The following is a 25241-nucleotide window of genomic DNA, read 5'->3' on the forward strand; positions in this document are numbered from 1 at the left end:
CCTGGGGCCGTGTCCTGGCTGGCGTACCACCCCTCACGGAAACCGTGGCCCGCGCGATCCAACGCGATCGCCAGGAGACAACGATGAGCTCAATTTCTCATGCGCCCGACGCGGTCGTCCGCGCCCCCGATCAGAACAGGCCGACACGACAACGGTTTTTCCTGGTGGCCATCCTGTTCATCGGGATTTCCGTGGCCTACCTGGATCGCGTCAACATCGCGGTCATCGCGGCCAATCCGGAGTTTCTGGCCGACATGGGCATCACGGGGCAGCCCGTGAAAGTGGGGCTCATGATGAGCCTCTTTCTGGTGGCCTATGCCATCTCCAATGTCGTCCTGAGTCCGCTCGGCGACTACCTCGGTCCGCGCAAGGCCATGGTCACCGCCTATGTGATCATGTGCGCGTCACTGTTGATGGGGGGCATGGCGGCCACCTTCGGCATGCTTCTGGCCACGCGTGTTTTGTTGGGCATCGGGGAGGGCTTGTACTACCCCATGCAGAACACGTTCGTCAAGAACTGGTTTCCTCCCGGGGAACGCGGCCGGGCCAATACCGCCTGGCTGATTGGCCAGTCGCTGGCGCCCGCGGCGGCCATGCCGATCTTCACCTATCTGGTTGCCGCCGGCTCCTGGCATTCGACCTTTCACTTTTCCTTCGCGGTCAGCCTCATCCCCTTGGTGCTGCTGTTTTTCTTTTCGGCCGATACGCCGCGCGCGCACAAACGGGTGAACGCGGGCGAGCTGAAGTACATCGAAGAAAACCTGGCCCAGGAAAAAATGGACAGCGGCGATGCCACTTCTGCGAAGCAGCCCTATCTTGAATTGGTAAAAACCTACGCCTCGAACTATCGCTTCTGGATGCTGCTGCTGATCCTGGCATCGAACTCGATCTTGTCCTGGGGCATCATGACCTGGCTGCCGACCTACCTGAACAAGGAGCGTGGGTTTTCGTGGGAAGCCATGGGATGGATCTCGTCGCTGCCCTTCATCCTCGGATTTCTGTTCAAGATCGTCTCGGGCATCGTCATCGACCGCACCGGACGCAATGCACCCGTGTTGGCCATCTCCGCCCTGCTGTGTGCCGCCGGGGTGTATCTGGGCGTGGTCATTCAAAACAACTATGTCGCCGCCATCGTCATCGCCTTTGGCATCGGCGTGTCGTCGGCGCAGATTCCGGCGGTTTTCACCTTGCTGCAAAAGCTGGTGCCCAAGTCCGCCATGTCGTCGGCGGCAGGAACCCTGAACGGCATTGCCGTCGCCTTTGGCGCGATGTCGCCCGTCTTGATCGGTTTTTCCATCAGCGTGACCGGCCACTTCAGCTCGGCCCTGTATCTCATCATCGGCATCATCCTGATGGGCGGCATATTGGCCACGGTTTTATCAGCACAGAAGCTGTAGTGCAGAACTGCCCGCGAACATGAATTCGCGGGCACTCGACACCCGCTTCGATTTTCAGTCAATGACAACAGCACAAGCCCCCCGGGAAGCCACCGTACTGCCCGACCACGTGCAACGCGGCAACATCACCCGCCTTACCGTGGCGCAGGCACTGGCCGGCGCGAACTCGGTGGTGGTCTATGCCACGGGCGCCATCGTGGGTCACCACCTGGCGTCCAACAAGGCGCTGGCCACGCTGCCGATCTCGATCTTCGTGGTGGGCATGGCGGCCTCCATCCTGCCGGCCGGCGCCATCGCGCGGCACCACGGTCGCCGCGCGGCCTTTCTGGCCGGCACGGGGTGTGGCGTGCTGGTGGGGTTGCTGGCGGCCGTGGCGGTGGTGCTCGGCTCGTTCTGGCTGTTCTGCCTGGCCACCTTCTTCGGTGGCGCCTACGCGGCGGTGGTGCTGTCGTTTCGCTTCGCTGCGGCCGATGGCGTCAATCCGTCCAAGCGCGCCCGCGCCCTGTCCTTCGTCATGGGGGGCGGCGTGGCGGCCGGCGTGGTCGGGCCGCAGCTGGTCACCTACACCATGGACCTCTGGCCGGCGCACCTGTTCGCGGCCACCTTCGTCGCGCAGGCGGCGGTGGCGGCGCTGTCTGCCTGGGTGCTGCTGGGGGTGCGGCTGCCGATGCCCAGCGCGGCCGAGGTCGCCGGCGGCCGGCCGCTGGGCCTGATCGCGCGCCAACCGCTGTTCATCACGGCCGTGATCTGCGGCGCGGTTTCCTACATGCTGATGAACTTCCTGATGACCGCCGCGCCCCTGGCGATGCAGATGAGCGGGCATTCGCAGGAAAGCGCCAACCTGGGTCTGCAGTGGCACGTCATCGCCATGTACGCGCCCAGCTTTTTCACCGGTCGGCTGATCACGCGCTTCGGCGCGGGGCGCGTCGTCGTTGCGGGCCTGCTGCTGACCGGCCTGTCGGCCGCCGTGGGCCTGCTGGGCGTCGACATCCCCCACTTCTGGCTGACCCTGGTCCTGCTCGGCCTGGGCTGGAACTTCGGCTTCATCGGCGCCTCCGCTCTGGTGCTGGAATGCCACCGTCCGGAAGAGAAGACGCGCGTGCAGTCGTTCAACGACTTCATCGTCTTCGGCACCATGGCCGTGGGCTCCTTCGCCTCCGGTGGCCTGCTGGCCGCCTACGACTGGAACGTGGTGCTGTGGGTGTCCTTCGTGCCGCTGGCGCTCGCGCTGGCCGCGCTGGCTCTGACCCGGCCGGTGAATACGGAACTTGCCGCCTGATGGTCAAATCGGGCTGCAGCCCTTTGCCATCAAGCGCCAGCAGCTATCAATACTGCGGTTCTGGCCGAGCGCGGCTCAAACCCGCTCCAGCACCACCGCGATGCCCTGCCCCACGCCGATGCACATGGTGCACAGCGCGTACTTGCCCCCCAGCGTGTGCAGCTGGCTGACGGCGGTGGTGGCCAGGCGGGCACCCGAGGCGCCCAGCGGGTGACCCAGGGCAATGGCGCCACCCCATTGGTTGACGCGGGGGTCGTCATCCTGGATGCCCAGATCGCGCAGCACCGCCAGGCCTTGGGCGGCAAAGGCTTCGTTGAGTTCGATCACGTCCATCTGTTCGAGCTTGAGGCCTGTGAGCTGCAGCACCTTGCGCACGGCGGGTGCGGGGCCAAAGCCCATGATGCGCGGGGCCACGCCGGCAGTCGCCATGCCGAGCACGCGGGCCCTGGGGGTCAGGCCGTATTGTTTGGCGGCTTCTTCATTGGCCAGCAGCAGGGCGCAGGCGCCGTCGTTGACGCCGGATGCGTTGCCGGCGGTGACACTGCCGTCGGGGCGCACCACGCCTTTGAGCTTGGCCAGCGCTTCGAGCGTGGTCTTGCGCGGGTGCTCGTCGGTGTCGACGACGATGGCGTCGCCCTTCTTCTGCGGGATGGTGACGGGGCAGATTTCCTGGGCCAGGTGGCCGGCGGCGATGGCCGCGGCGGCCTTGTGCTGGCTGGCCAGGGCCATACGGTCCTGGGCTTCGCGTTCTACATGGAAGTCCGTGGCAACGTTTTCGGCGGTCTCGGGCATGGAGTCGACGCCGTACTGGGCTTTCATCAGCTTGTTGACGAAGCGCCAGCCGATGGTGGTGTCGTAGACGGCATTGCTGCGGCTGAAGGCGCTCTCGGCCTTGGGCATGACGAAGGGGGCGCGGCTCATGCTTTCGACGCCGCCGGCGATCATCAAGCGGGCTTCGCCGGCCTTGATGGCACGCGCGGCGCTGCCGACGGCGTCGAGACCCGAGCCGCACAGGCGGTTGATGGTGGCGCCGGGCACCTCGGTGGGCAGGCCGGCCAGCAGGGCCGACATGCGCGCGACGTTGCGGTTGTCTTCGCCGGCCTGGTTGGCGTTGCCGTACAGGACATCCGTCACGGCAGCCCAGTCGACCTTGGGGTTGCGCGCCATCAGGGCCTGGATGGGGATGGCGCCCAGGTCGTCGGTGCGCACGCTGGCCAGGGCGCCACCGTAGCGGCCGAAGGGGGTGCGGATGGCGTCGCAGATGAGGGCTGGGGAAATGCTCATGATGGTTCTCGGATCAGGTTGAAAGTGGCGGATTCGGCTGGCTGCGGGTGGTGAGGGCCGATCGGCGGCAAATGGATGAGGCCTGCCTCACTCGGACTTCATCAGCTGCTTGCCGATGACGAGCTGCTGGATCTGCGTGGTGCCCTCGTACAGTCGCAGCAGGCGCACGTCGCGGTAGAAGCGCTCGACCGGGAACTCGTTGATGTAGCCCGAGCCGCCGTGGATTTGCACGCCGCGGTCGGCCACGCGGCCCACCATCTCGGTGGTGAACATCTTGGTGCAGGAAGCCTGCATGCTCACTTCGGGGACGGTGACGCCGAAAGGCTTGGCGTCGTAGCGCTGCGCCGTCTGCTGCACCAGCGCCCAGCCGGCCAGCAGCTCGGCCTGGCTGTCGGCCAGCATGGCCTGCACCAGCTGGAAGTCACCGATGCGCTGGCCGAATTGCTTGCGCTGCTGCGCGTAGGCCACGCTCTCGTGCAGGATGCGCTGCGCCATGCCGCAGGCCAGGGCCGAGACGTGCAGGCGGCCGCGATCGAGCACCTTCATCGCCGTCTTGAAGCCCTTGCCCGGCTTGCCGCCAATGATGTTGGCCGCCGGAACGCGCACGTTGTCCAGGTTGACGTCGCTGGTGCGCGTGCCCTTCTGGCCCATCTTCTTGTCCGGCTTGCCAAGCGTCAGGCCCGGCAGGCCGGCCGGCACGATGAAGGCCGAGATGCCGCCGGCACCCGCGCCACCGGTGCGCGCCATCAGCGTGAAGGCGCCGGCGCGCGGCGCATTGGTGATGAAGCGCTTGGTGCCGCTGATCAGGTAGTCATTGCCGTCCGCGACTGCCTTGGTCTTCAGCGACGCGGCGTCCGACCCCGCATCCGGTTCGGTCAGGGCGAACGAGATGATCAGTTCGCCACTGGCGATGCGCGGCAGGTACTCGGCCTTTTGCTCGGGCGTGCCATCCATCAGGATGCCCTGCGAGCCGATGCCGATGTTGGTGCCGGCCACCGAGCGGAAGGCCAACGCGGTCTGGCCGAGTTCGTAGGCCACCTCGCATTCCTGCGCCATCGACAGCCCGATGCCGCCGTATTCCTCGGGAATCGAGATGCCGAACAGGCCCAGCTCCTTCATGTCGGCCACGATGTCGGCGGGCACCTCGTCGTGCTCCTCCAGATAGTTCTCGGCCGGCATCAGCCGCTCGCGCACGAAGCGCTGCACGCTGTCCTTGAGCAGTTGGAAGGTTTCTTGATCGAGCGCCATGTAGATCTCCTGTCTGATTTCAGATGAACGGCCTCGCGCAAACGCCAGGCTCGCCGACGGCGGGATTGCGGTCGCAAACGATCCGCCCGAAGCGGCCACGCCGGGCGTTGCGCACCATGGGGGCGCCCAGGTTGCCGGTGCCGATGACGGACATTGCCTGGATCGTCATGCGGGTGTCTCCTGCGCCCGCCCACAAATCGATAGCTTCCAGCGCATGATTGGCGGGCGCTACAGGCCAATTTGATTCAAATTCTCGGCAGAACGTCGTTCAGATGGGCGTGTTCTGCGAGAACTTGGGCGCGCGCTTTTCCAGCAGGGCGGCCAGGCCTTCCTTGGCCTCGGGGCCGCCGAAGCCCATGAACTCCAGCGCCAGCGAGGTGTCGAAGATCGGGCCCGCCTGGCGCAGCCAGTTGTTCAGGGCGTACTTGGTCCAGCGCAGCGCCGCGGGCGCGCCGTTGGCGAGCTTCTGCGCCACTTCGAGCGACTTGGCTTCGAGCGCATCGTCTTCGACGGACAGCGACACCAGGCCCAGCGCCTCGGCCTGCTCGCCGTTGAGCGACTCGCACAGCATCAGGTGGTACTTGGCCTTGGCCATGCCGCACAGCAGCGGCCAGATGATGGCCGCGTGGTCGCCGGGCGCCACGCCCAGCTTGGTGTGGCCGTCGACGATGCGTGCGCTCTTGGCCGCGATGGAGATGTCGGCCAGCAGCGCCGCCACCAGGCCGGCGCCGACGGCCGGACCGTGGATGGCCGAGACGATGGGCTTGGAGCAATTGATGATGTTGTAGACCAGATCGCGCGACTCGCGCCACACGCGGGCGCGCACGTTGAAGTCGTCGGTCATCTCCTTGAGCATGGTGAAGTCGCCGCCGGCCGAAAACGCCTTGCCGGCGCCGCGCAGCATCACCACGCTGACCTCGGGATCGGTGTCGATCTCGCGCCAGACCTCGGCCAGCTCGGCGTGACCGCGCGAGTCGAGCGCGTTCAGGCGCTCGGGCTTGTTCAGCGTCAGGCGCAGCACGCCGGCCGACGGGCGGTCGAATTCGATCGCCGAATAGCCTTGATAGCGGGTGATTTGGGTCATGTTCATCTCCTGGATGGTTGGGGGGGTTAAACGAGGCCGGTGAGATAGAAGATGGCGATCACGAACAGCGCCGCCAGGGTCTTGATGATGGTGATGGCGAAGATGTCCTTGTACGCCTGCCGGTGCGTCAGGCCGGTCACGGCCAACAGCGTAATCACGGCGCCGTTGTGCGGCAAGGTGTCCATGCCGCCGCTGGCCATGGCCACCACGCGGTGCAGCACCTCCAGCGGGATGTGGGCCGCCTGGGCGGCGGCGATCAGGTTGTCCGACATGGCCGCCAGCGCGATGCTCATGCCGCCCGAGGCCGAGCCGGTGATGCCCGCCAGCGTGCTCACCGACACGGCCGCGTTCAGCAGCGGATCGGGCACGCTGTGCAGCGCGTCGCGGATGAGCAGAAAGCCCGGCAGCGCCGCGACGACGCCGCCGAAGCCGTATTCCGACGCGGTGTTCATCGACGCCAGCATCGCCCCGCCCACCGCGGCCCGGCTGCCCTCGGCAAAGCGCCGCTTCACCGCGGCGAAGGCCGTCACCAGCACGACGAGGATGCCCAGCAGCAGCGCGCCTTCAACCGCCCAGACGGCCGTCAGGCCGGCAATTTTTGTTTCCACCGGCTTGGCCAGGCCGGGCAGGTTGACGCTGTGCATCTCGCCGTACCACTGGGGTATCTCGCGTGTCAGCCAGAAGTTGGCGATGCCCACCACCAGCAGCGGGGCCACGGCCAGCCAGGGCGAAGGCAAGTGCCGGCCTTCGGTGGGCTGCGGCTCGTTCAGGTGGCCGCTGCCATAGCCTTCGCCGTTCTTGGCCGCCACGCGCCGGCGCCACTCCAGGTAAGTCAGGCCGATGCTCACCAGAAACAGCGAGCCCAGCACCCCCAGCACCGGCGCTGCCCAAGACGTGGTGTTGAAGAAGGTGGTGGGGATGATGTTCTGGATCTGCGGCGTGCCGGGCAGCGAATCCATGGTGAACGAAAAGGCGCCCAGCGCGATCGCCCCGGGCATCAGGCGCTTGGGGATGTTGCCCTGCCGATATAGCTCGGCGGCAAACGGGTACACCGCGAACACGACCACGAACACCGACACGCCGCCATAGGTGAGCAGCGCGCACACCGAGACGATGATGAGGTTGGCCCGGCCCCGGCCGAAGAAGCGGATGGCGGTGGCGACGATGGATTCGGCAAAGCCGGACAGCTCGATCGCCTTGCCGAAGATCGCCCCCAGCATGAAGACCGGAAAGTACAGCTCCAGGAAGGCCACCATCTTCTTCATGAAGACGCCGGAAAACACCGGCGCGACCGCCGACGGGTCGCCCACCATGACGGCAGCCAGGGCGGCGATCGGCGCGATCAGGATGACGCTGTAACCCCGGTAGGCGGCCAGCATCAAAAAAATCAGCGCGGCCAGCACGATCGCAAACGACATCTCATCTCCGGGGTTGGTCCATGGTCTCCGGGTCCGTGGCGCGGGGACCGAAGCCTGTCTCTTGAATCAGCCAGAAATTATGTTGTTCGCCCGTGCAACATGAAAGCCAACGACGGCACCCCGTTTGTGCCTCGATGCACAATGACGCGATGCGTCAGCTCCCAGAATGGAACGACCTGCGGGTCTTTTTGACGGTGGCCCGCGTGGGCACGATCTCGCTGGCCGGCGAGCGGCTGGAGATCGAGCATTCCACGGTGTCGCGCCGCATCGACCGGCTGGAAAGCAAGCTGGGCGCCGTGCTGTTCGACCGGCGCCGCAGCGGCTACATGCTGACCGACGCCGGCCGCCGGCTGATTCCGCACGCCGAGCGGATGGAAGCGGCCCTGCTGGAGGCGGTGGAGCAAAGTACCGGCCAGGCCGAGTCCATCGAAGGCACCGTGCGCGTAGGCACGCCCGAGGCCTTCGGCATCCACGTGCTGGCCCCCAGCCTGGCGGCGCTGCGCCAGCAGCACCCGGGGCTGAAGATCGAGCTGATGGCTCAGCCGCAGTTTCCCAGCCTGGTGACGCGCGAGGTCGAAATCCTGGTCACCCTGGAGCCGCCGGAGGCCGGGCGCTACAAGGTGGCGCGGCTGGCGCAGGTGGACTATTTTCTGTACTGCTCACCCGGCTACCGCGATGCGCACCCGCCGATTCGCGAGCTGGGCGACGTGGTGCAGCACGAGTTCGTCGATTACATCCACGACGGCTCGGTCAGCGAGCGCTACCGCATCCTGCAGGAGCTGACCGCCCACCCACGGCGCAGCTTCACCGCCACCAGCGTGCTGGCGCAGCGCACGGCCGCGGCGGCCAGCCTGGGGCTGGTGCTGCTGACGCCCTACGTGGCGCGCCAGGGCGATGACCTGGTGTGCGTTTTTCCGGGCCGGCCCCTGATGACGCGCAGCCTGTGGATCGCCGCGCCGGAAGACCTGCTGAAGATCCGGCGCCATCGCCTGGTGTGGGACCACATCCGCCAGCTGGTCGAGCAGCAGCCGGAGCTGTTTCGCCGCCCCGGCTGACGGCCCGGCGCAGCGCCGCCTGGCCGGCGTTGTGCATGGCTGCACGCCGATCGTGCATCGGTGGCGGTTGTCCGGTATGTGCCGATTCGATAGCATGCGTTGGTCGAATGATGATCATGCAATCGCTCGACTCGTGATGAAAGGTGGGTTCGCACATGAGAAAAACATATGGAGACGCGGCCACGGCGCTGCGCGACGTGGTCAAGAACGGCCAGACCATCGCCGTCGGGGGCTTCGGCCTGTGCGGCATTCCCTCCACGCTGATCGCCGCCTTGCGCGACAGCGGCGTCAAGGGCCTCACCTGCATCAGCAACAACGCCGGGGTCGATGACTTCGGCTTGGGCCTGCTGCTGCAAACGCGCCAGATCAAGCGCATGGTGTCGTCCTACGTGGGCGAAAACAAGGAGTTCGAACGGCAGTTCCTGGCCGGCGAGCTGGAGCTCGAGTTCAACCCCCAAGGCACGCTGGCCGAGCGCCTGCGCGCCGGCGGCGCGGGCATTCCCGCGTTCTTCACGCGCACCGGCGTCGGCACCGTGGTCGCCGAGAACAAGGAAACGCGCGAATTCGACGGCCAGACCTACGTGATGGAGCGCGCCCTCAAGGCCGATGTGTCGCTGGTGAAGGCCAAGAAGGCCGACCCGGCCGGCAACCTGATGTTCGCCCGCACCGCGCGCAACTTCAACCCCGAAGTGGCCATGGCCGGCGGCATCACCATCGTCGAGGTGGAAGAACTGGTGGAGCTGGGCCAGCTGGACCCGGACGAGGTGCACCTGCCCGGCATCTTCGTCGATCGCATCGTCGTGGTACCGAACCCCGAGAAGCGCATCGAGCGCAAGAGCTTCCGCACCCGCAACGCCTGAAGGACGACATCATGGCCTGGACACACGAACAAATGGCGGCCCGCGCGGCCAAGGAACTGCACGACGGCGACTACGTGAACCTGGGGATCGGCCTGCCGACCAAGGTGGTGCACTACGTCCCCGATGGCATGGAAGTCTGGCTGCAATCCGAAAACGGTCTAATCGGCATCGGCCCGCCGCCGTTCGAGGACGAGATCGACCCCGACCTGATCGACGCCGCCAAGCAGACCATCACCATGGCGCCCGGCGCATCGATCTGCTCGTCCTCGACCTCGTTCGCCATGATCCGCGGTGGCCACATGGACCTGACCATCCTGGGCGGCATGCAGGTCAGCGAGCACGGCGACCTGGCCAACTGGATGATTCCCGGCAAGATGGTCAAGGGCATGGGTGGCGCCATGGACCTGGTGGGCGGCGCACGCCGCGTGATCGTGCTGATGGAACACGTGGCGCGCGACGGCGGCCTGAAGGTGCTGAAGTCCTGCACCCTGCCCCTGACCGGCCAGCGCGTGGTCAACCAGCTCATCACCGACCTGGCGGTGTTCGACGTGACGGAGCGCGGCCTCGTCGTCAAGGAATTGGCGCCCGGCGTCTCGCGCGACGACCTGCAGGCCAAGACCGAACCGATTCTGAGCTTCGACTGCGACTGATCGGCAAGTCAGGACGGACGCCGAAGCAAATGGTCTCGGCGCCGTCGAATCAATTTTCCTTGTCGTCGTCCCCGTCCCCCGCATGCGGGGACTTTCTGCCCGCCCCCGGCATGCGGCGCGCCCTAGGCAAGCGCCATCCCTTGCGGATCGCCAGAAAGCGCAGCACCAGGCAGAGCGCGACGCCGAAGGTCGCGGGACCGAGCGGATGCAGGTGCAGAACATCCCCGGCCGCCACGCTGGCAGCGCAGGCGAGTGCCGCCAGCGCGTACAGATCCGAGCGCAGCACCGCCGGAATTTCATTGGCCAGCACGTCGCGCAGCATGCCGCCGCCGATGCCCGTCAGCATGCCCAGCAGCGCGGCCATGGCCGGGTTGAGCCCGTAGTGCAGTGCCTTGCCGGTGCCGGACACCGCGAAGAAGGCCAGTCCGATGGCGTCGAACCACAGAACCGGGTAGTTCAGCCGGTCGATGAGCGGAAACTGATAGAACACGATCAGCCCGGCCAGCACCGAAATCGCCAGATAAATCCAGTTGGACACCGCCGCCGGCGGCACCGCACCGATCAGCAGGTCGCGCGTGATGCCGCCCGCGTTGCCGGCGGCGAACGCCAGCACCAGCACGCCGAAGATGTCCATGCGCCGGCGCACCGCCGTCACGCCGCCGCTGATCGCGAACACGAAGGTGCCGCCCAGGTCCAGCACGTGCGTCAGCAGCGCCTGCACCGACTCGTCGAAGACGTTCGGGAGGGCGGGCGTCATGGCGAACCCCGCTCGCGACGGCGCCGGTGCGAACTCACGCGGCAAGCCACGCGCGGGACGCCACGACCAGCGCCTTGACGCCCACTTCCAGCGTCGGGTGGAGCACGGGCAGAAAGCGCGGGTTGTGGTTGGTCGGGATGTCGTTGAGCCGGTTGGCCGCCAGCGCCTTGGCGTACTCGCCCGGATCGGTGCCGCCGACGAACCAGAACACCGAGGGCACGCCCCACTCGGCGCCGAAGGAGCCGAAATCCTCGCTGGCCGAGGCCGGCCCGGTGGTGCGGATGCGATCGGTGGGAAAGTGCCGACGAAAGGCCTCGACCACGCGCTGCGTCGTCGTCGGGTCGTTGGTGGCCAGGGGGTAGCGGTCCAGCGAGGTGATTTCGGGCGCCCGTGGCGCGCCCGAAGCGGCGGCTTCGGCGTTGACGATGCGCTCGATCGCCCCCAGCACGCGCTTGCGCACGCCCTCGTCGAAGGTGCGCACGTTGAGCTTGATGATGGCCTCGTCGGGAATGACGTTTTCCTTGGTGCCGGCCTGCAGCGCGCCGATGGTGACGACCGCCGCCTCGGACGCCGCCAGTTCGCGCGAGACAATGGTCTGCAGCCGCAGCACCACCGAGGCCGCCATCACCACCGGATCGATGCTGGCCTGCGGCATGGAGCCGTGCGCGCCGCGCCCGAACAGTCGGATCTGGAAGCTGTCCGCCGCCGAGGTGATGGGGCCGGAGCGCCCGCCCAGCATGCCGGCCGGCCCCACCATGACGTGCTGGCCGAGCACCACGTCGGGCTTGGGAAAACGCTTGAACAAACCGTCGTCGATCATCGCCTGCGCGCCGGCGGCGGTCTCCTCGGCCGGCTGGAACACGGCCATCACCGTACCGTGCCAATCGCTTCGCGTCTGCGCCAGCAGCTGGGTCGCGCCGGCCAGCCAGGTGACGTGCATGTCGTGACCGCAGGCGTGCATCACGGGCACCGTCTTGCCTTCCGAGTCGGTGGCCGTGACCTGGCTGGCGTAGGGCACGCCGGTCGCCTCCTTCACGGGCAGCGCGTCCATGTCGGCGCGCAACATCACGGTCGGCCCGTCGCCGTTCTTGAGCACGCCCACCACGCCCGTGTTGCCGATACCGGTCGTCACCGTGTAGCCGGCCGCCTGCAGGCGCTCGGCCGCCAGCTTGGCGGTGCGCGTTTCCTGCATCGACAGCTCGGGGTGCGCGTGCACGTCCTGGTACAGGGCTTCCAGTTCCGGGAGCAGCCCCTTCAGCTGGGCCGATAAGGAATCGGCACCGCTCGATGGTTTGGTCTTCATGTTGGTCTGCTCCACGTTGACATCCCGCTGGCGCGACGCCCGCGGGCATCGACCCGATGCACCCGAGTCTGGCCCGCCGTCGCCGAAAAAAATCATACGCCTTGCCCGCCGACGCCGTGCGAAGCGGTCGACCGCCCCACGTCCTGCGCGGCACGGAGGCACGATCGGGCATCATTCCACCATCTTCGGCCCCGCATTTCAAACGTCAGGCGCCATCCGTCTTCCCGACCAAGCCGATGATCCACGCCACGCAAACCAACCCGAAAGGCGATTCATGCGAAATCTCAAGCGCACATTCTGGGGCGCACTGCTGGTGCTGGTCATCTTGTGGCTGCTGGCCGAGCCCACGGTCTTTCAGTCCAGCACCTTCTTCGGCCTGCGCGATCACATGGTGCAAGTCTCGGGCGTGCTCGCCATGGGCTGCATGAGCCTGGCGATGGCGCTGGCGCTGCGGCCCCTGTGGCCCCAGGCGCGGCTGGGCGGGCTCGACAAGATGTACCGCCTACACAAGTGGCTGGGCATCGCGGCGCTGGTGGTCGCCATCGTCCACTGGCTGTGGGCCAAGGGCCCCAAGTGGGCGGTGGGCTGGGGCTGGCTCACGCCGCCGGCGCGCGGCTCGCGTCCGGTCCTCGACCACCCGATCCAGGCCTGGCTGATGGCGGTGCTGCTGGCCCGGGGCAGTTGGGCCGCGCGGGTGGTGCTGGTGCGCAAGGTGGGCGCCCGCCGGCAGGTGAAGGCCCGCAGCCAGTCCCTGAACCGCTTCGCCGGCGTGAAGGCGCTCAAGAATGACTTGACCGCGCACGGCTTTCCGGTAGAGCAGCGCTTTCATCAGGAACTGTTCTCGATGCGCTAGATTTTTCGCCCGGATGTACCATGCCTTCGGCGCGGCCCCATGGGCCGTTCCGGATGGCGCCCAACGCTTGCACCGCGGGCAGCCGTCAGAAAGAAGGATCATGATGAGCAGTACATCCCTCGGTTTGATCACTTGCGCGGCAATGGGCATGGCAACATCGGTCATGGCACAGCCCATTTCGTTGACACCGTCCTCGATGCCGCGCATCGGCACGGTGGACGCGCGCTACCAGTCCTACAACGTCGAGATGCTCGAGGTCACGGGCGGCCGCTTCTGGAAGCCCTACAAGGACATCGCCAGGCGGCCGGCGACAAAGGCCGGCCAGGAAGGGCCCGGAGGCGGCGACACACCCGCCGGCATGAGCGCCAACCTCTACCAGTACCGTCCGCCCATCGACCTGGCCAACCCGCGGCTGCGCCTGCTGGCCAAGGCACTCGGCCCGGCCTATGTGCGCATCAGCGGCACCTGGGCCAACACCACGTATTTTTCCGACTCCGACACGCCGCCAAAGGAACCACCGAAAGGCTATGGCGGCGTGCTCACGCGCCAGGAGTGGCTGGGCGCGATCGCGTTCTCCAATGCGGTCGACGCACCCATCGTCACCTCGATGCCGATCGGCGAAGGCACGCGCGGGCCGGACGGCGTCTGGACGCCGAAGCAGGCGAGCGACTGGCTCGCCTTCACCCAGGCGCATGGCGGCAAGATCGCCGCCGTCGAATACTTCAACGAACCGACGCTGGCGTCGATGGGCGGTGCGCCCAAGGGCTACGACGCGGCGGATTACGGGCGCGACTTTCGCATCTTCGACACCTTCATGCGCAAGACCTATCCCGGCGTCAAGATCCTCGCGCCGGGCTCGGTGGGTGAATCGACCGCCGACTGGGGCGTGGCGCATGGCGGCTATGGCGACATGAAGGTGCTGAGCGCGGATGCCCTCGCCGCTTACACCGGCGACGCAGATGCGTTCTCCTATCACCACTACGGCGCCGCGTCCCAGCGCTGCGCCGCCATGGGGCACCAGACCAGCGCCGAGCAGGCGCTGTCCGAAGACTGGCTGGGCCGCACCGACCAGACACTGGCCTTCTACCGCGCGGTGCGCGACAAATACATGCCGGGCAAGCCGTTCTGGAACACCGAGACGGCCGACGCGGCCTGCGGCGGCAACCCGTGGGGCGGCACCTTCCTCGACACCTTCCGCTACCTCGACCAACTGGGCCGGCTGGCACGACAGGACGTGGACGTGGTGTTTCACAACACCCTGGTCGCCAGCGATTACGGTCTGCTCAATGAAGATACCTTCGCGCCCAAGCCCAACTACTGGGGCGCGCTGCTGTGGCGCCGCCTGATGGGCACCACGGTGCTCGACAGCGGTGTGCCCATCGTCGAAGGCCGCCACGTCCATGCGCAATGCCTGCGCGGCGTGCCCGGTGGCGTGGCGATTCTCGCGATCAACAACAGCCGCACGCAAGCGACCACGATCGATCTGCCCACGGCCGCCGAGCGCTACACCCTGTCGGCGCTCTCGCTCGATGCCACCAGCGTGCAGCTCAATGGACAGACGCTGGCACTCGGCACTGCCGACGCGCTCCCCGCATTGCAAGGCCAGGCCATCGGCGCCGGCAAGCTCGAGTTGGCGCCGCAGAGCATCAGCTTTTTCGCGCTGGCCCAGGCCGGCAACGCAGGCTGCCGCTAGCGCGCACCGGCACGCGGCGCCTGAAATATCCGTTGCCGAACGATCGGCAAGTCTTCATCCCAGTCAGGAGCTGTCATGAAAGTCGCAGTCATCGGTTTGGGGCACATGGGCATGGGCATGGCCAAGAACCTGCTCAAGGCCGGCCACCAGGTCACCGCCAACGACCTCTCGAGCGCGGCCATGCAGGCGGCGGCCAAGGCCGGCATGACCACGGCGGCATCGGGCCCGCAGGCGGTGGCCGACGTCGACGTCGTCATCACCGTGCTGCCCGCCGGCAAGCACGTGCTGGCCGCCTATCGCGGCGAGCACGGCAACGACGGCCTGCTGGCCGCGGCCAGGAAGGGCACCCTGTTCATGGACTGCTCCACGATCGGCGTGGACGAAACGCGCGAGGCGGCCGAACTGGCCCGCAAGGCCGGCCACCGCGGCATGGACGCGCCGATCTCGGGCGGCATGGTGGGCGCGGATGACGGCACGCTCACCTTCATGGTCGGCGGCGACGAAGCGGATTTCGAGTTCGTCAAGCCACTGACCTCGGCCATGGGCAAGCACAGCGTCTACTGCGGCGGCCACGGCGCGGGCCTGATCGCGAAGATCTGCAACAACATGCTCCTGTCCATCAACCAGATCGGCGCCGCCGAGGCATTCAATCTGGGCGCGAAACTGGGCATGGACCCGAAGAAGCTGTTCGAGGTCATCTCCATTTCCACCGGCCAGAGCTGGTCGGTCACCACCAACAGCCCGGTCCCCGGCACCGTCGCGTCCGCGCCGTCCAGCCACAATTTCGAACCCGGCGCGGTACCGCACACCCTGGCCAAGGACCTGGGTCTGGCGGCCAAGGCCATGGAGACCGCCCACTACCATTGCCGGCTGGGCACCCAGGCGCGCGAGCTGTACGAGAAAATGACCGCGTCCAAGTATTCCGACCAGGACTTCAGCGGCATCATCAACTATCTTGCCAGCGAAAACGACGCCTGACGCGTGAGCTGGCATGGGCGCGGGCCGGCGCCGGCAAGCAGTGCCAAGATCATCGGCCTTTCACTTTGTCGACCCAGAAGGAGGAAACCATGAGCCAGGACGCCAACCCATCGCCCCTGTTTCGCGACGCGCTGGAATTTGCCAAGGCCAACTGGTGGATGTTTTTGCTGGGTGGGGTGCTCTACATCCTGTTCGGCGTGCTGGCGCTGGCGCGGCCGGCCGAAGCGCTGCTGGCGCTGGCGGTGATCTTCGCCGCGTTCCTGCTGGTGGACGGCGTGTTCAGCGTCGTGCGCGCGTTGGCGGCCAAGGGCGCCGACGGCCGCTGGTGGGTGTTCTTCGGCGGCTTGCTCAGCATTCTGGTCGGGCTGTACGCGCTGCTCGGGCCGGTCAACACGGTGCTGCTGTTCGTCTACGTGATCGCCTTCCAGGCCATCCTGTTCGGCGTGACGGTCTTCATGTTCGGCGTCAACATCCGCAAGGCCGTCAGCGGCGAATGGGTGTTGTATGTGACGGGCGTGGTCTCGGTCCTGTTCGGCCTGCTGCTGGTGTGGGCGCCGGGCATCGGCGGGCTGAGCGTGTCCCTGATGGCGGGGGCCTGGTCGCTGGTGATCGGCATTTTGCGCGTGCTGTTCGCCTTTCGGGTGCGCAGCCTGGTGCGCAGCGCCACGCGCTGAGTTCGTTGAACGCTGACATGTCGCGCCTGCTTCCGGTGCTCGCCGTATTTGTCGGTGGCGGCCTGGGCTGCCTGCTGCGCTGGGGGCTGGGCGCGCTGCTCAACCCGATTTTTCCGACCCTCCCGCTGGGCACCGTCGCGGTCAACCTCATCGGCGGCATGCTGATCGGCCTGGCCAGCGCCTTCTTCAGCCACAGCGCCAGCGTGCCGCCGGAAGTGCGCCTGCTGATCATCACCGGCTTCCTGGGCGGCCTGACCACCTTCTCCACCTTCTCGCTCGAAGTCGTCACCCTGCTGGCGCAAAGGCAGTACGGCTGGGGCCTGGGCGCGGCTGGCCTGCACCTGGTCGGGTCCCTGCTCATGACGGCCCTCGGCATGCTGATCGTCAACGCGCTGTTCGCCCGGGCGTGACAGACCTTTCTGGAGCGGGACCATGCAAGGCGTCTACCTCAAGTTCTACATGCAGGAATCGGCGCGCCACCACGGCAAGCTGACCTACGAGTGGCTGCTGGAACAGGCGCGTGCGCTGGGCATCCAGGGCGGCTCGGCGTTTCGCGCCATCGCGGGCTTCGGGCGCCATGGCCACTTGCATGAAGAACACTTCTTCGAGCTGGCGGGCGAGGTGCCGGTGCAGGTGGGCTTTGCCGTCAAGCCGCAGGACGCCGAGCGCTTGCTGGCCCTGGTGGCCGACGCCGGACTCAAGCTGTTCTATTTGCGCCTGCCGGTCGAGATCGGCGTGACCGGCAAGGTGCTGGGCGACCCGGCGCCCCCGGGCTGAACGCCGACCCCGCGCGGTGCGTCAGGACTCATCCTTCCCGAACCCGCCGCCACCGGGGGTGTGGATCTCGAAGATGTCGCCCGGCTGCATCTCGGCGCTGCCGATGTGCTTGAGTTCCTCGACCTGCCCATCGACGCGCAGCACGCGGTTGATGCCCACCGCCCCGGCCCCGCCGCCGGCCATGCCGAAGGCGCCGTGCACGCGGCCGTTGCTGAGGATGCTGGCCGTCATGGGCTGCAAAAAACGCAGGCGCCGCACGCCGCCGTCGCCGCCGTGCCAGCGGCCGGCACCGCCCGAGCCGTTGCGGATTTCATAGCTTTCCAGCCGCACCGGAAAGCGCCACTCCAGCACCTCGGGGTCGGTCAGGCGCGAGTTGCTCATGTGCGTCTGCACCACGCTGGTGCCGTCGAAACCGCCGATCAGCTGGCCCTGGTCGTCGAACTCGCCGCCCGCGCCCGAGCCGCCCGAGACGGTCTCGTAGTACTGGTGCTCGGCGTTGCCGAAGGTGAAGTTGTTGAGCGTGCACTGGCTGGAGCCCATCAGCCCCAGCGCGCCGATCAGCGCGTTGGTGATGCAGGTCGAGGTCTCGACGTTGCCGGCCACCACGCTGGCCGGCGGCTCGGGGCGCAGCATGCTGCCGGCGGGAATGATGACCTCGATCGGTTTCAGGCAGCCGGCGTTGAGCGGGATGTCGTCATCGACCAGGATGCGGAACACGTACAGCACCGCCGCCATGCACACCGCCGTGGGCGCGTTGAAGTTGTTGGCCTGCTGCGGTGAGGTGCCCGTGAAGTCGATGCGCGCCGTGCGCCGCTCGCCGTCGATGGCCACCGCCACCTGCACCTGCGCGCCGTTGTCCAACGGCAAGGTGAAGCGCCCGTCTTTCACCCGCGCGGCCAGCTTGGTGATGGCGCGGCGCACGCATTCTTCGGCGTTGTCCTGCACGTGCTGCATGTAGGCCTGCACGACGGGCAGGTCGAACTGCGCCACCATCTTGCGCAGCTCCTGCGCGCCCTTCTCGTTGGCGGCGATCTGCGCCTTCAAGTCCGCCAGGTTCTGCTGCGGGTTGCGGCTGGGGTATTCACCACCGGCCAGCAACGCCAACACCTCCTGCTCGCACAGCCGCCCGCGGTCGACCAGCTTGACGTTGTCGAGCTGCACGCCCTCCTCCTCGATGCGGGTGGAAAACGGCGGCATCGAGCCGGGCGTGAGGCCGCCGATGTCGGCATGGTGGCCACGCGAGCCGACGTAGAACGCCGGTTCGGCCTGGCCGTCCAGATAAACGGGGGTGATGACCGTGATGTCGGGCAAATGCGTGCCGCCGTGGTAGGGGTCGTTCAGCACGTACACGTCGCCCGGGTGCATGGCGCCGCGGTTGCGGTCGATGACGGTGCGTATGCTCTCGCCCATGCTGCCCAGGTGCACCGGCATGTGCGGCGCGTTGGCGATCAGGTGGCCGGCGGCGTCGAACAGCGCGCACGAGAAGTCCAGCCGCTCCTTGATGTTGACCGAGTAGGCCGTGTTCTGCAGCTGCAGCCCCATCTGCTCGGCGATGTTCATGAACAGGTTGTTGAACACCTCCAGCAGCACCGGGTCGACCTGGGTGCCGGCGGCAAAGCGCTGCGCACGCGGGGCCGTGCGCTCCAGCAGCAGATGATCGAAGGCGGTGAGCCGGGCGCGCCAGCCGGGCTCGACCACGGTGGTGGCGTTGCGCTCGGCAATGATGGCCGGGCCGTCGATGGCATCGCCCGGCCGCAGCTCCTCGCGCACGATCAGCGCCGCCGGATGCCAGGCAGCCAGGCCGTCGGCGCCGCTGGTGTACATGGGCACCGTGCCCTGCCGCGGCACGGCGCGCGGCGGGTGCAGCGGGTGCTCGGGCTCGGCCGGCGCCGCGCCGGCCACCACGGCCTCGACCGACACCGCCTCGACGATGAGGGCCTTGCCTTCCATCAAGAAGGCAAAGCGCTGGCGATAGGCCGCCTCGAAGGCCTGCACGATGGCCTGCAGCGCGGCGTCGTCCCCCACCTCATCGCCGGCCTCGAAGGGCACGACCAGGGCCGAATCGGTGCCAGCGTAGCGCACGTGCAGGCGGCGATGCACCTGCACGGCGTCGCCGCTGCCGGACTGGCGGCCCTGCAGCTCGGCGCGGGCCTGCTCGGCCAGCGCGTCGAGTGCGGCTCGCAACTCGGCCACGTGGGGCGCCGCCAGCGGCAGCTCCAGCGCCCGCTCGCGCATCAGGTTCTGGTCGGCCAGGCCCATGCCGTAGGCCGACAGCACGCCCGCCAGCGGGTGCACCAGCACGCGCGACATGCCCAGCGCGTCGGCCACGCCGCAGGCGTGCTGGCCGCCGGCGCCGCCGAAGCACTGCAGCGTGTAGCGCGTGACGTCGTAGCCACGCGCCACGCTGATCTTCTTGATGGCGCTGGCCATCTGCTGCACGGCGATGTGGATGAAGCCGTGCGCCACGTCCTCGGGCGTGCGGCCGGCGCCGGCGGCGATGTCCTGGAAGCGGGCGCGCACCACCTCGACGTCCAGCGGCTGGTCGGCGCCGGGGCCGAACACGCGCGGAAAATGCGCCGGCTGCAGCTTGCCCACCATCACGTTGGCATCGGTCACGGCCAACGGCCCCCCGCGCCGGTAGCTGGCCGGCCCGGGGTTGGCGCCGGCGCTGTCGGGCCCGACGCGAAAGCGCGTGCCGTCGAAGCGCAGGATGGAGCCGCCGCCCGCCGCCACGGTGTGGATGCTCATCATGGGCGCGCGCATGCGCACGCCGGCCACCTGGGTCTCGAACTCGCGCTCGAAGGTGCCGGCAAAGTGACTCACGTCGGTGCTGGTGCCGCCCATGTCGAAGCCGATCACCCGGTCTTGCCCCGCGATCTGCGCCGTGCGCGCCATGCCGACGATGCCGCCGGCCGGCCCCGACAAAATCGCATCCTTGCCCTGGAAGGCATGCGCATCGGCCAGCCCGCCCGAGGACTGCATGAAAAACAGCGGCACGCCCGGCATCTGGGCCGCCACCTGGTCGACGTAGCGGCGCAGGATGGGCGACAGATAGGCGTCGACCACGGTGGTGTCGCCCCGGCTGACGAACTTCATCAGCGGGCTGGTCTGGTGGGAGGTGGAGATCTGGCTGAATCCCACCTCGCGCGCGATGCGCGCGGCAGCCTGCTCGTGCGCGGTGTGGCGCCAGCCGTGCATGAATACGATCGCAACGCTGCGCAGCCCGCTTGCGTATTGCGCGATCAGCTCCTGTTTCAAGAGCGGCTCATCCAGCGCCGCCACCACCGCGCCATCGGCGCCCACGCGCTCATCGGCTTGCACCACCGCGCTGTACAGCAGCTCGGGCAGCACGATGTGGCGGGCGAAGATGCGCGGCCGCGCCTGATAGGCGATGCGCAGCGCGTCGCGAAAGCCGCGCGTGGTGACCAGCAGCGTGGGCTCGCCCTTGCGCTCCAGCAGGGCGTTGGTGGCCACGGTGGTGCCCATCTTCACGCACTCCACCTGCGCCGGCGTGATCGGCTCGCCGGGCTGCAGGCCCAGCAGATGGCGCATGCCGCTCACCGCCGCGTCGGCGTACTGCTCCGGGTTGTCGGACAGCAGCTTGTGCGTGACGATGGCGCCGTCGGGCCGCCGCGCCACGATGTCGGTGAAGGTGCCGCCGCGGTCGATCCAGAATTGCCAGCGGGGCGCGGGCGGCGCGGCGCCATCGTCGACGGACGAGTAGGTCGGGTTCATGAACAAAAACCAGTTTTTGCGCCCATGGGACAAGCGCGACAAGCTATTTAATTGATAGTATTTCAGACAAGCGGCACCGGCACCTGCCGCGCCGTCGTCACCCGCCACGCCATTATTGGCCGCGCCGCGCCCTGTCGCCGGCGCGTCCCGACTGGTGTTTTCACGGTTTTCGTCGGCGCCGCCGGGCACTATGCTCGCGGCACTTTTCAACCCCCGACCGAGGAGACCCCATGAGCCTGACCCGCCGCACCGCCGCCACCGTGGCCGCGCTTTGCCTGGGCGCCCTGGCCCTGCCCGCCAGCGCCCAGACCAAGTGGGACCTGCCCAGCGCCTATCCGGCCAGCAACTTCCACACCGAGAACCTGGCGCAGTTCGCCAAGGACGTCGACCAGGACACCGGCGGCAAGCTCAAGATCCAGGTGCACGACAACGCCGCCCTGTTCAAGGCGCCCGAGATCAAGCGCGCGGTGCAGGGCGGGCAGGCGCAGGCGGGCGAGATTCTGCTGGTCAACTTCCAGAACGAATGGCCGATGTGGGGCCTGGACGGCATCCCGTTCCTGGCCACCAGCTACGCCGAGGCCTTCAAGCTGTACCAGGCCAGCAAGCCGGTGCTGGAGAAAAAGCTGGGCGAGCAGGGCATGATGCTGCTGTACGCGGTGGCCTGGCCGCCGCAGGGCATCTTCAGCAAGAAGAAGATCGACAGCGCCGCCGACCTCAAGGGCATCAAGTGGCGCGCCTACAGCCCCGCCACCGCGCGCATCGCCGAGCTGGTGGGCGCCCAGCCCGTCACCGTGCAGCAGGCCGAGCTGTCGCAGGCCATGGCCACCGGCGTGGTCGAGAGCTACATGAGCAGCGGCTCCACCGGCTACGACACCAAGACCTACGAGCACCTGAAGTTCTTTGCCGACACCCAGGCCTGGCTGCCCAAGAACGCGGTCATCGCCAACAAGAAGGCCTTCGACGCGCTGGACAAGGCCACCCAGGCCGGCCTGCTGAAGGCCGCCGCCGAGGCCGAGAAGCGCGGCTGGGCCACCAGCGAGAAAAAGACCAACGAGTACCTCGACCTGCTGCGCAAGAACGGCATGACGGTGTACGCGCCCTCGGCCCAGCTGCAGTCCGACATGCACAAGGTGGGCGACACCATGCTCAAGGAATGGCTGGACAAGGCTGGCCCCGAGGGCAAGTCCGTGGTCGACGCCTATCGCGCGGGCAAGTAAGCCGCCGCCGACACGCCTGGGCTCCCTCCGGGTTCGCCTCGAGGGGGCCTTTTTCAACCCTGCCCTGGAGCGCGCCATGCGCCGAAGTCTCGACTTGCTGTACGACGCCGCCGCCTGGCTGGCTGCGCTGGCCATGATCGGCGTGCTGGTGATGGTGCTGGCCTCGGTGCTGGGCCGTTTGCTCAATTTCAACCTGCCGGGCACCGACGCCTACGCGGGCTATTGCATGGCGGCGGCGGGCTTTCTGGCGCTGGCGCACACGCTGAAGAAAAACGAGCACATCCGCGTGTCGCTGATCATCGGGCGCCTGACGGGTGGCGCACGGCGCGGGCTGGAGATGTGGGCGCTGACGGCGGCGGTGTTCCTGTCCGGCCTGTTCGCCTGGTTCTCGATCCGGCTGGTCTGGCTCTCGCGCGTCTACAACGACATGTCCACCGCCAACGACGCCACGCCGCTGTGGATTCCGCAGCTCAGTATGGCCATCGGCACGGCGGTGCTGTTCATCGCCTTCGTCGACGAATGGGTGCTGGAGCTGCGCGGCGAGCGCAGCCACGCCGACGAGAGCGAGGAGGCGCTGCACAATGAGTGACTTCGCCATCACCTCGCTGCTGATCGTCTCGCTGTTCGCCCTCTTGGGCAGCGGCGTGTGGATCGGCCTGACGCTGACCGGCGTGGCCTGGATCGGCATGCAGCTGTTTTCGGCGCGGCCGGCGGGCGACGCCATGGCGGTCACCATTTGGGGCTCGGCGTCGAGCTGGACGCTGACGGCCCTGCCGCTGTTCATCTGGATGGGCGAAATCCTGTTTCGCACCAAGCTGAGCGAGAGCATGTTCCGCGGCCTGGCGCCGTGGGTGAACTGGCTGCCGGGGCGACTGCTGCACACCAATGTCATCGGCTGCGCCATCTTCGCGGCGGTGTCGGGCTCGTCGGCCGCCACCTGCGCCACCATCGGCAAGATGACCCTGCCCGAGCTGGGCCACCGGGGCTATCCGCGCGACATCACCATCGGCTCGCTGGCCGGCACGGGCACGCTGGGCCTGCTCATTCCGCCGTCCATCATCATGATCGTCTACGGCGTGTCGGCCGACGTCTCGATCGCCAAGCTGTTCATTGCCGGCGTGCTGCCGGGCATCCTGCTGGCGGCGCTGTTTTCGGGCTATCTGATGGTGTGGGCGCTGACGCACCCGGGCCAGATCCCGGAGCCCGATCACCGCATGAGCCTGGGCGAGAAGCTGCACGAGTCGCGCCACCTGATTCCGGTGGTGCTGCTGATCGCGGCCGTGCTGGGCTCGATCTACACCGGCTTTGCCACCGCCACCGAGGCCGCCGCCGTCGGCGTGGTGGGCTCGCTGCTGCTGTCGCTGGTGCAGGGCAGCCTGTCGTGGGGCACCTTCAAGACCGCGCTGCTGGGCGCCACGCGCCTGTACTGCATGATCGCGCTGATCCTGGCCGGCGCCGCCTTCCTGACGCTGGCCATGGGCTACATCGGCCTGCCGCGCCACCTGGCCGAATACATCGGCTCGCTGGGCCTGTCGCCCTTCATGCTGATCATCGCGCTGGCCATCTTCTACATCATCCTGGGCTGCTTTCTGGACGGCATCTCGATGGTGGTGCTGACCATGGGCGTGATTCTGCCCACCGTGCAGGCGGCCGGGCTGGACCTGGTCTGGTTCGGCATCTTCATCGTCATCGTGGTCGAGATGGCGCAGATCACGCCGCCGGTGGGCTTCAACCTGTTCGTGCTGCAGGGCATGACCAAGCGCGACATCGCCTACATCGCCCGCGTCACGCTGCCGTTTTTCTTCCTGATGTGCGCCATGGTGCTGCTGCTGTGGTTCTTCCCGCAGATCGCCACCTGGATGCCAGGGCACATGTGAGCCCACTATGATGACAACCCGGCCCGCCACCGCGCGGGCCGCGCTTTTTGGGAAGTCTTCATCGTGTTCAAGAATTTGATGCTTTACCGCCTGGCGGGCGCCTGGCCCGCCTCGGCGGCGCAGCTGGAAGAAGCGCTGGCGCGCGAGCCCTTTGCCGAGTGCGGCGCCACGCAGCAAAAATCCATTGGCTGGGTGCCGCCGCGTGGCGAGCAGCACGGCGCGCTGGTCGAGTCCGTGGACGGCCAGTGGATCGCGCGCCTGGCCATCGAGACCAAGGCCGTGCCCGGCGAGGCCGTGCGCCGCAAGGTGCAGGAGGCGGTGGAGCACATCGAGCAGACCAGCGGCCGCAAGCCGGGCAAGAAGGAGTTGCGCGACCTGCGCGACGACGCCCTGCTGGCGCTGCTGCCGCAGGCCTTTGCGCGCCGCACGCAGGTCACCGTGTGGATCGACCCACGCGAGCGCCGCCTGCTGCTGGACGCCGGCAGCCAAGGCAAGGCCGACGAGGTCATCGCCAGCCTGGTGCGGCTGGCAGGCCGCGATTTTTCCATCGCGCTGGCGCAGACCCAGCAGTCGCCGCAAGCGGCCATGACGGCCTGGCTGGCCGCGCAAAGCCCCGATGAGCTGCCCGGGGCGCTGGCGGTCGAGCGCGAATGCGAGCTCAAGGGCAGCGGCGAGGAGCCCGCCGTCGTCAAGTTCACCCGGCACGAGCTGGCCACCGACGAGGTGCGCCAGCACATCGTCGAAGGCAAGCTGCCCACCCGCCTGGCCCTCAGCTGGCGCGCACGCGTGGGCTTCGTGCTGACGCAGGCGCTGCAGCTCAAGAAAATCAGCTTTCTGGAAGGCGTGTTCGACGAGCAGGCCAAGGACGTGGCCGCCGACGAGCGCTTCGACGCCAACGTGGCGCTGGCCACCGGCGAGCTGGCTCCGCTCATCACCGACCTGCTGGCCGCCCTGGGCGGCGAGGCCGAACCCGGCCAGCCCTCGGGCTTCACCGACGCGCCCAAGACCGTCGACGCCGCGCACGATGAGGCCGTCACCAGCGCCGACGATCCGCCGTTCTGAACCACGCGCCCCGTGCCGGCCTTTCCTCGGATGTCTCGAT

General features: G+C 67.7%; 23 protein-coding genes. 15 read left to right on the forward strand and 8 right to left on the reverse strand.

Translation table 11 applies throughout. The features are described 5' to 3' along the window. The first annotated feature begins 83 nt into the window (after positions 1 to 83). Positions 84 to 1397, forward strand: coding sequence for an MFS transporter (locus ACWHMB_RS14935; RefSeq protein ID WP_377483921.1), 1314 nt, complete (start codon positions 84 to 86; stop codon positions 1395 to 1397). 61 nt (positions 1398 to 1458) lie between these two features. Continuing rightward, positions 1459 to 2676 carry an MFS transporter gene (locus ACWHMB_RS14940; protein ID WP_377483924.1) on the forward strand — a complete coding sequence of 406 codons (1218 nt, stop codon included), beginning with the start codon at positions 1459 to 1461 and terminating at the stop codon, positions 2674 to 2676. Positions 2677 to 2751: 75 nt separating this feature from the next. Here the strand turns inward: ACWHMB_RS14940 and pcaF are convergent, their stop codons facing one another. The 5 genes from pcaF to ACWHMB_RS14965 form a co-directional block, all read right to left on the reverse strand. Beyond that, on the reverse strand, positions 2752 to 3960 hold the full coding sequence (pcaF, locus tag ACWHMB_RS14945) for a 3-oxoadipyl-CoA thiolase (protein ID WP_377483926.1): 1209 nt from the start codon (positions 3958 to 3960) through the stop codon (positions 2752 to 2754). 87 nt (positions 3961 to 4047) lie between these two features. Further along, a complete protein-coding gene (locus ACWHMB_RS14950) occupies positions 4048 to 5208 on the reverse strand; it encodes an acyl-CoA dehydrogenase family protein (protein ID WP_293225089.1) in 1161 nt (386 codons plus the stop codon). 19 nt (positions 5209 to 5227) lie between these two features. Then, positions 5228 to 5377, reverse strand: coding sequence for a hypothetical protein (locus ACWHMB_RS14955; RefSeq protein ID WP_293225087.1), 150 nt, complete (start codon positions 5375 to 5377; stop codon positions 5228 to 5230). Positions 5378 to 5476: 99 nt separating this feature from the next. Next, positions 5477 to 6292 (reverse strand): enoyl-CoA hydratase/isomerase family protein, encoded by an 816-nt coding sequence (locus ACWHMB_RS14960; protein ID WP_293225086.1) that lies wholly within the window; start codon positions 6290 to 6292, stop codon positions 5477 to 5479. A 26-nt stretch (positions 6293 to 6318) separates the two neighbouring features. After that, the gene (locus ACWHMB_RS14965) at positions 6319 to 7710 is read right to left on the reverse strand and encodes a GntP family permease (protein WP_293225084.1); all 1392 of its coding nucleotides are present in this window, start codon (positions 7708 to 7710) and stop codon (positions 6319 to 6321) included. Positions 7711 to 7859: 149 nt separating this feature from the next. Between ACWHMB_RS14965 and ACWHMB_RS14970 the strand changes: the two genes are divergently transcribed. The 3 genes from ACWHMB_RS14970 (at position 7860) to ACWHMB_RS14980 (ending at position 10275) form a co-directional block, all read left to right on the forward strand. Continuing rightward, the gene (locus ACWHMB_RS14970; protein WP_293225082.1) at positions 7860 to 8765 is read left to right on the forward strand and encodes a LysR family transcriptional regulator; all 906 of its coding nucleotides are present in this window, start codon (positions 7860 to 7862) and stop codon (positions 8763 to 8765) included. A gap of 155 nt (positions 8766 to 8920) precedes the next feature. Then, positions 8921 to 9625: a CoA transferase subunit A gene (locus ACWHMB_RS14975; protein ID WP_293225080.1), complete on the forward strand. Its 705-nt coding sequence runs from the start codon at positions 8921 to 8923 to the stop codon at positions 9623 to 9625. An 11-nt stretch (positions 9626 to 9636) separates the two neighbouring features. Then, entirely contained in the window at positions 9637 to 10275 is a 639-nt protein-coding gene (locus ACWHMB_RS14980; RefSeq protein ID WP_293225078.1) for a CoA transferase subunit B, read from the forward strand. Between the two features lie 49 nt (positions 10276 to 10324). Here ACWHMB_RS14980 and ACWHMB_RS14985 read toward each other — a convergent pair whose 3' ends face one another. After that, positions 10325 to 11032, reverse strand: coding sequence for a trimeric intracellular cation channel family protein (locus ACWHMB_RS14985; protein WP_377483929.1), 708 nt, complete (start codon positions 11030 to 11032; stop codon positions 10325 to 10327). Positions 11033 to 11066: 34 nt separating this feature from the next. Further along, the gene (locus tag ACWHMB_RS14990; protein WP_377483931.1) at positions 11067 to 12335 is read right to left on the reverse strand and encodes a M20 family metallopeptidase; all 1269 of its coding nucleotides are present in this window, start codon (positions 12333 to 12335) and stop codon (positions 11067 to 11069) included. Positions 12336 to 12609: 274 nt separating this feature from the next. Between ACWHMB_RS14990 and ACWHMB_RS14995 the strand changes: the two genes are divergently transcribed. The 6 genes from ACWHMB_RS14995 (at position 12610) to ACWHMB_RS15020 (ending at position 17310) form a co-directional block, all read left to right on the forward strand. Beyond that, positions 12610 to 13188, forward strand: a complete 579-nt coding sequence (locus tag ACWHMB_RS14995) for a ferric reductase-like transmembrane domain-containing protein (protein WP_293225072.1) — start codon at positions 12610 to 12612, stop codon at positions 13186 to 13188. A gap of 163 nt (positions 13189 to 13351) precedes the next feature. Beyond that, on the forward strand, positions 13352 to 14881 hold the full coding sequence (locus ACWHMB_RS15000; RefSeq protein ID WP_447648576.1) for a hypothetical protein: 1530 nt from the start codon (positions 13352 to 13354) through the stop codon (positions 14879 to 14881). 75 nt (positions 14882 to 14956) lie between these two features. Then, positions 14957 to 15859, forward strand: a complete 903-nt coding sequence (gene mmsB / locus ACWHMB_RS15005; protein WP_377483933.1) for a 3-hydroxyisobutyrate dehydrogenase — start codon at positions 14957 to 14959, stop codon at positions 15857 to 15859. A gap of 89 nt (positions 15860 to 15948) precedes the next feature. Further along, positions 15949 to 16533: an HdeD family acid-resistance protein gene (locus ACWHMB_RS15010; protein WP_293225067.1), complete on the forward strand. Its 585-nt coding sequence runs from the start codon at positions 15949 to 15951 to the stop codon at positions 16531 to 16533. Positions 16534 to 16550: 17 nt separating this feature from the next. Beyond that, positions 16551 to 16943 carry a fluoride efflux transporter CrcB gene (gene crcB / locus ACWHMB_RS15015; protein WP_293225065.1) on the forward strand — a complete coding sequence of 131 codons (393 nt, stop codon included), beginning with the start codon at positions 16551 to 16553 and terminating at the stop codon, positions 16941 to 16943. A 22-nt stretch (positions 16944 to 16965) separates the two neighbouring features. Continuing rightward, positions 16966 to 17310 carry a DUF190 domain-containing protein gene (locus tag ACWHMB_RS15020; RefSeq protein WP_377483936.1) on the forward strand — a complete coding sequence of 115 codons (345 nt, stop codon included), beginning with the start codon at positions 16966 to 16968 and terminating at the stop codon, positions 17308 to 17310. Positions 17311 to 17331: 21 nt separating this feature from the next. On the opposite strand, the gene ACWHMB_RS15025 is transcribed toward ACWHMB_RS15020, so the two are convergent. Beyond that, positions 17332 to 21045 (reverse strand): hydantoinase B/oxoprolinase family protein, encoded by a 3714-nt coding sequence (locus ACWHMB_RS15025; protein ID WP_377483938.1) that lies wholly within the window; start codon positions 21043 to 21045, stop codon positions 17332 to 17334. Between the two features lie 230 nt (positions 21046 to 21275). Between ACWHMB_RS15025 and ACWHMB_RS15030 the strand changes: the two genes are divergently transcribed. From ACWHMB_RS15030 to ACWHMB_RS15045, 4 genes are all read left to right on the forward strand, one after another. After that, complete coding sequence (locus ACWHMB_RS15030; RefSeq protein WP_377483940.1) at positions 21276 to 22262, forward strand: TRAP transporter substrate-binding protein; 987 nt, start codon at positions 21276 to 21278, stop codon at positions 22260 to 22262. Between the two features lie 76 nt (positions 22263 to 22338). Continuing rightward, entirely contained in the window at positions 22339 to 22851 is a 513-nt protein-coding gene (locus tag ACWHMB_RS15035; protein ID WP_377483942.1) for a TRAP transporter small permease, read from the forward strand. Next, complete coding sequence (locus ACWHMB_RS15040; protein WP_377483944.1) at positions 22844 to 24139, forward strand: TRAP transporter large permease; 1296 nt, start codon at positions 22844 to 22846, stop codon at positions 24137 to 24139. Before ACWHMB_RS15035 ends, ACWHMB_RS15040 begins: the two co-directional genes overlap by 8 nt. Before the next feature lie 63 nt (positions 24140 to 24202). Then, positions 24203 to 25201, forward strand: a complete 999-nt coding sequence (locus ACWHMB_RS15045; protein ID WP_447648577.1) for a recombination-associated protein RdgC — start codon at positions 24203 to 24205, stop codon at positions 25199 to 25201. The last annotated feature ends 40 nt before the right edge of the window (positions 25202 to 25241 follow it).

The sequence above is a fragment of the Ottowia pentelensis genome (assembly GCF_964341695.1).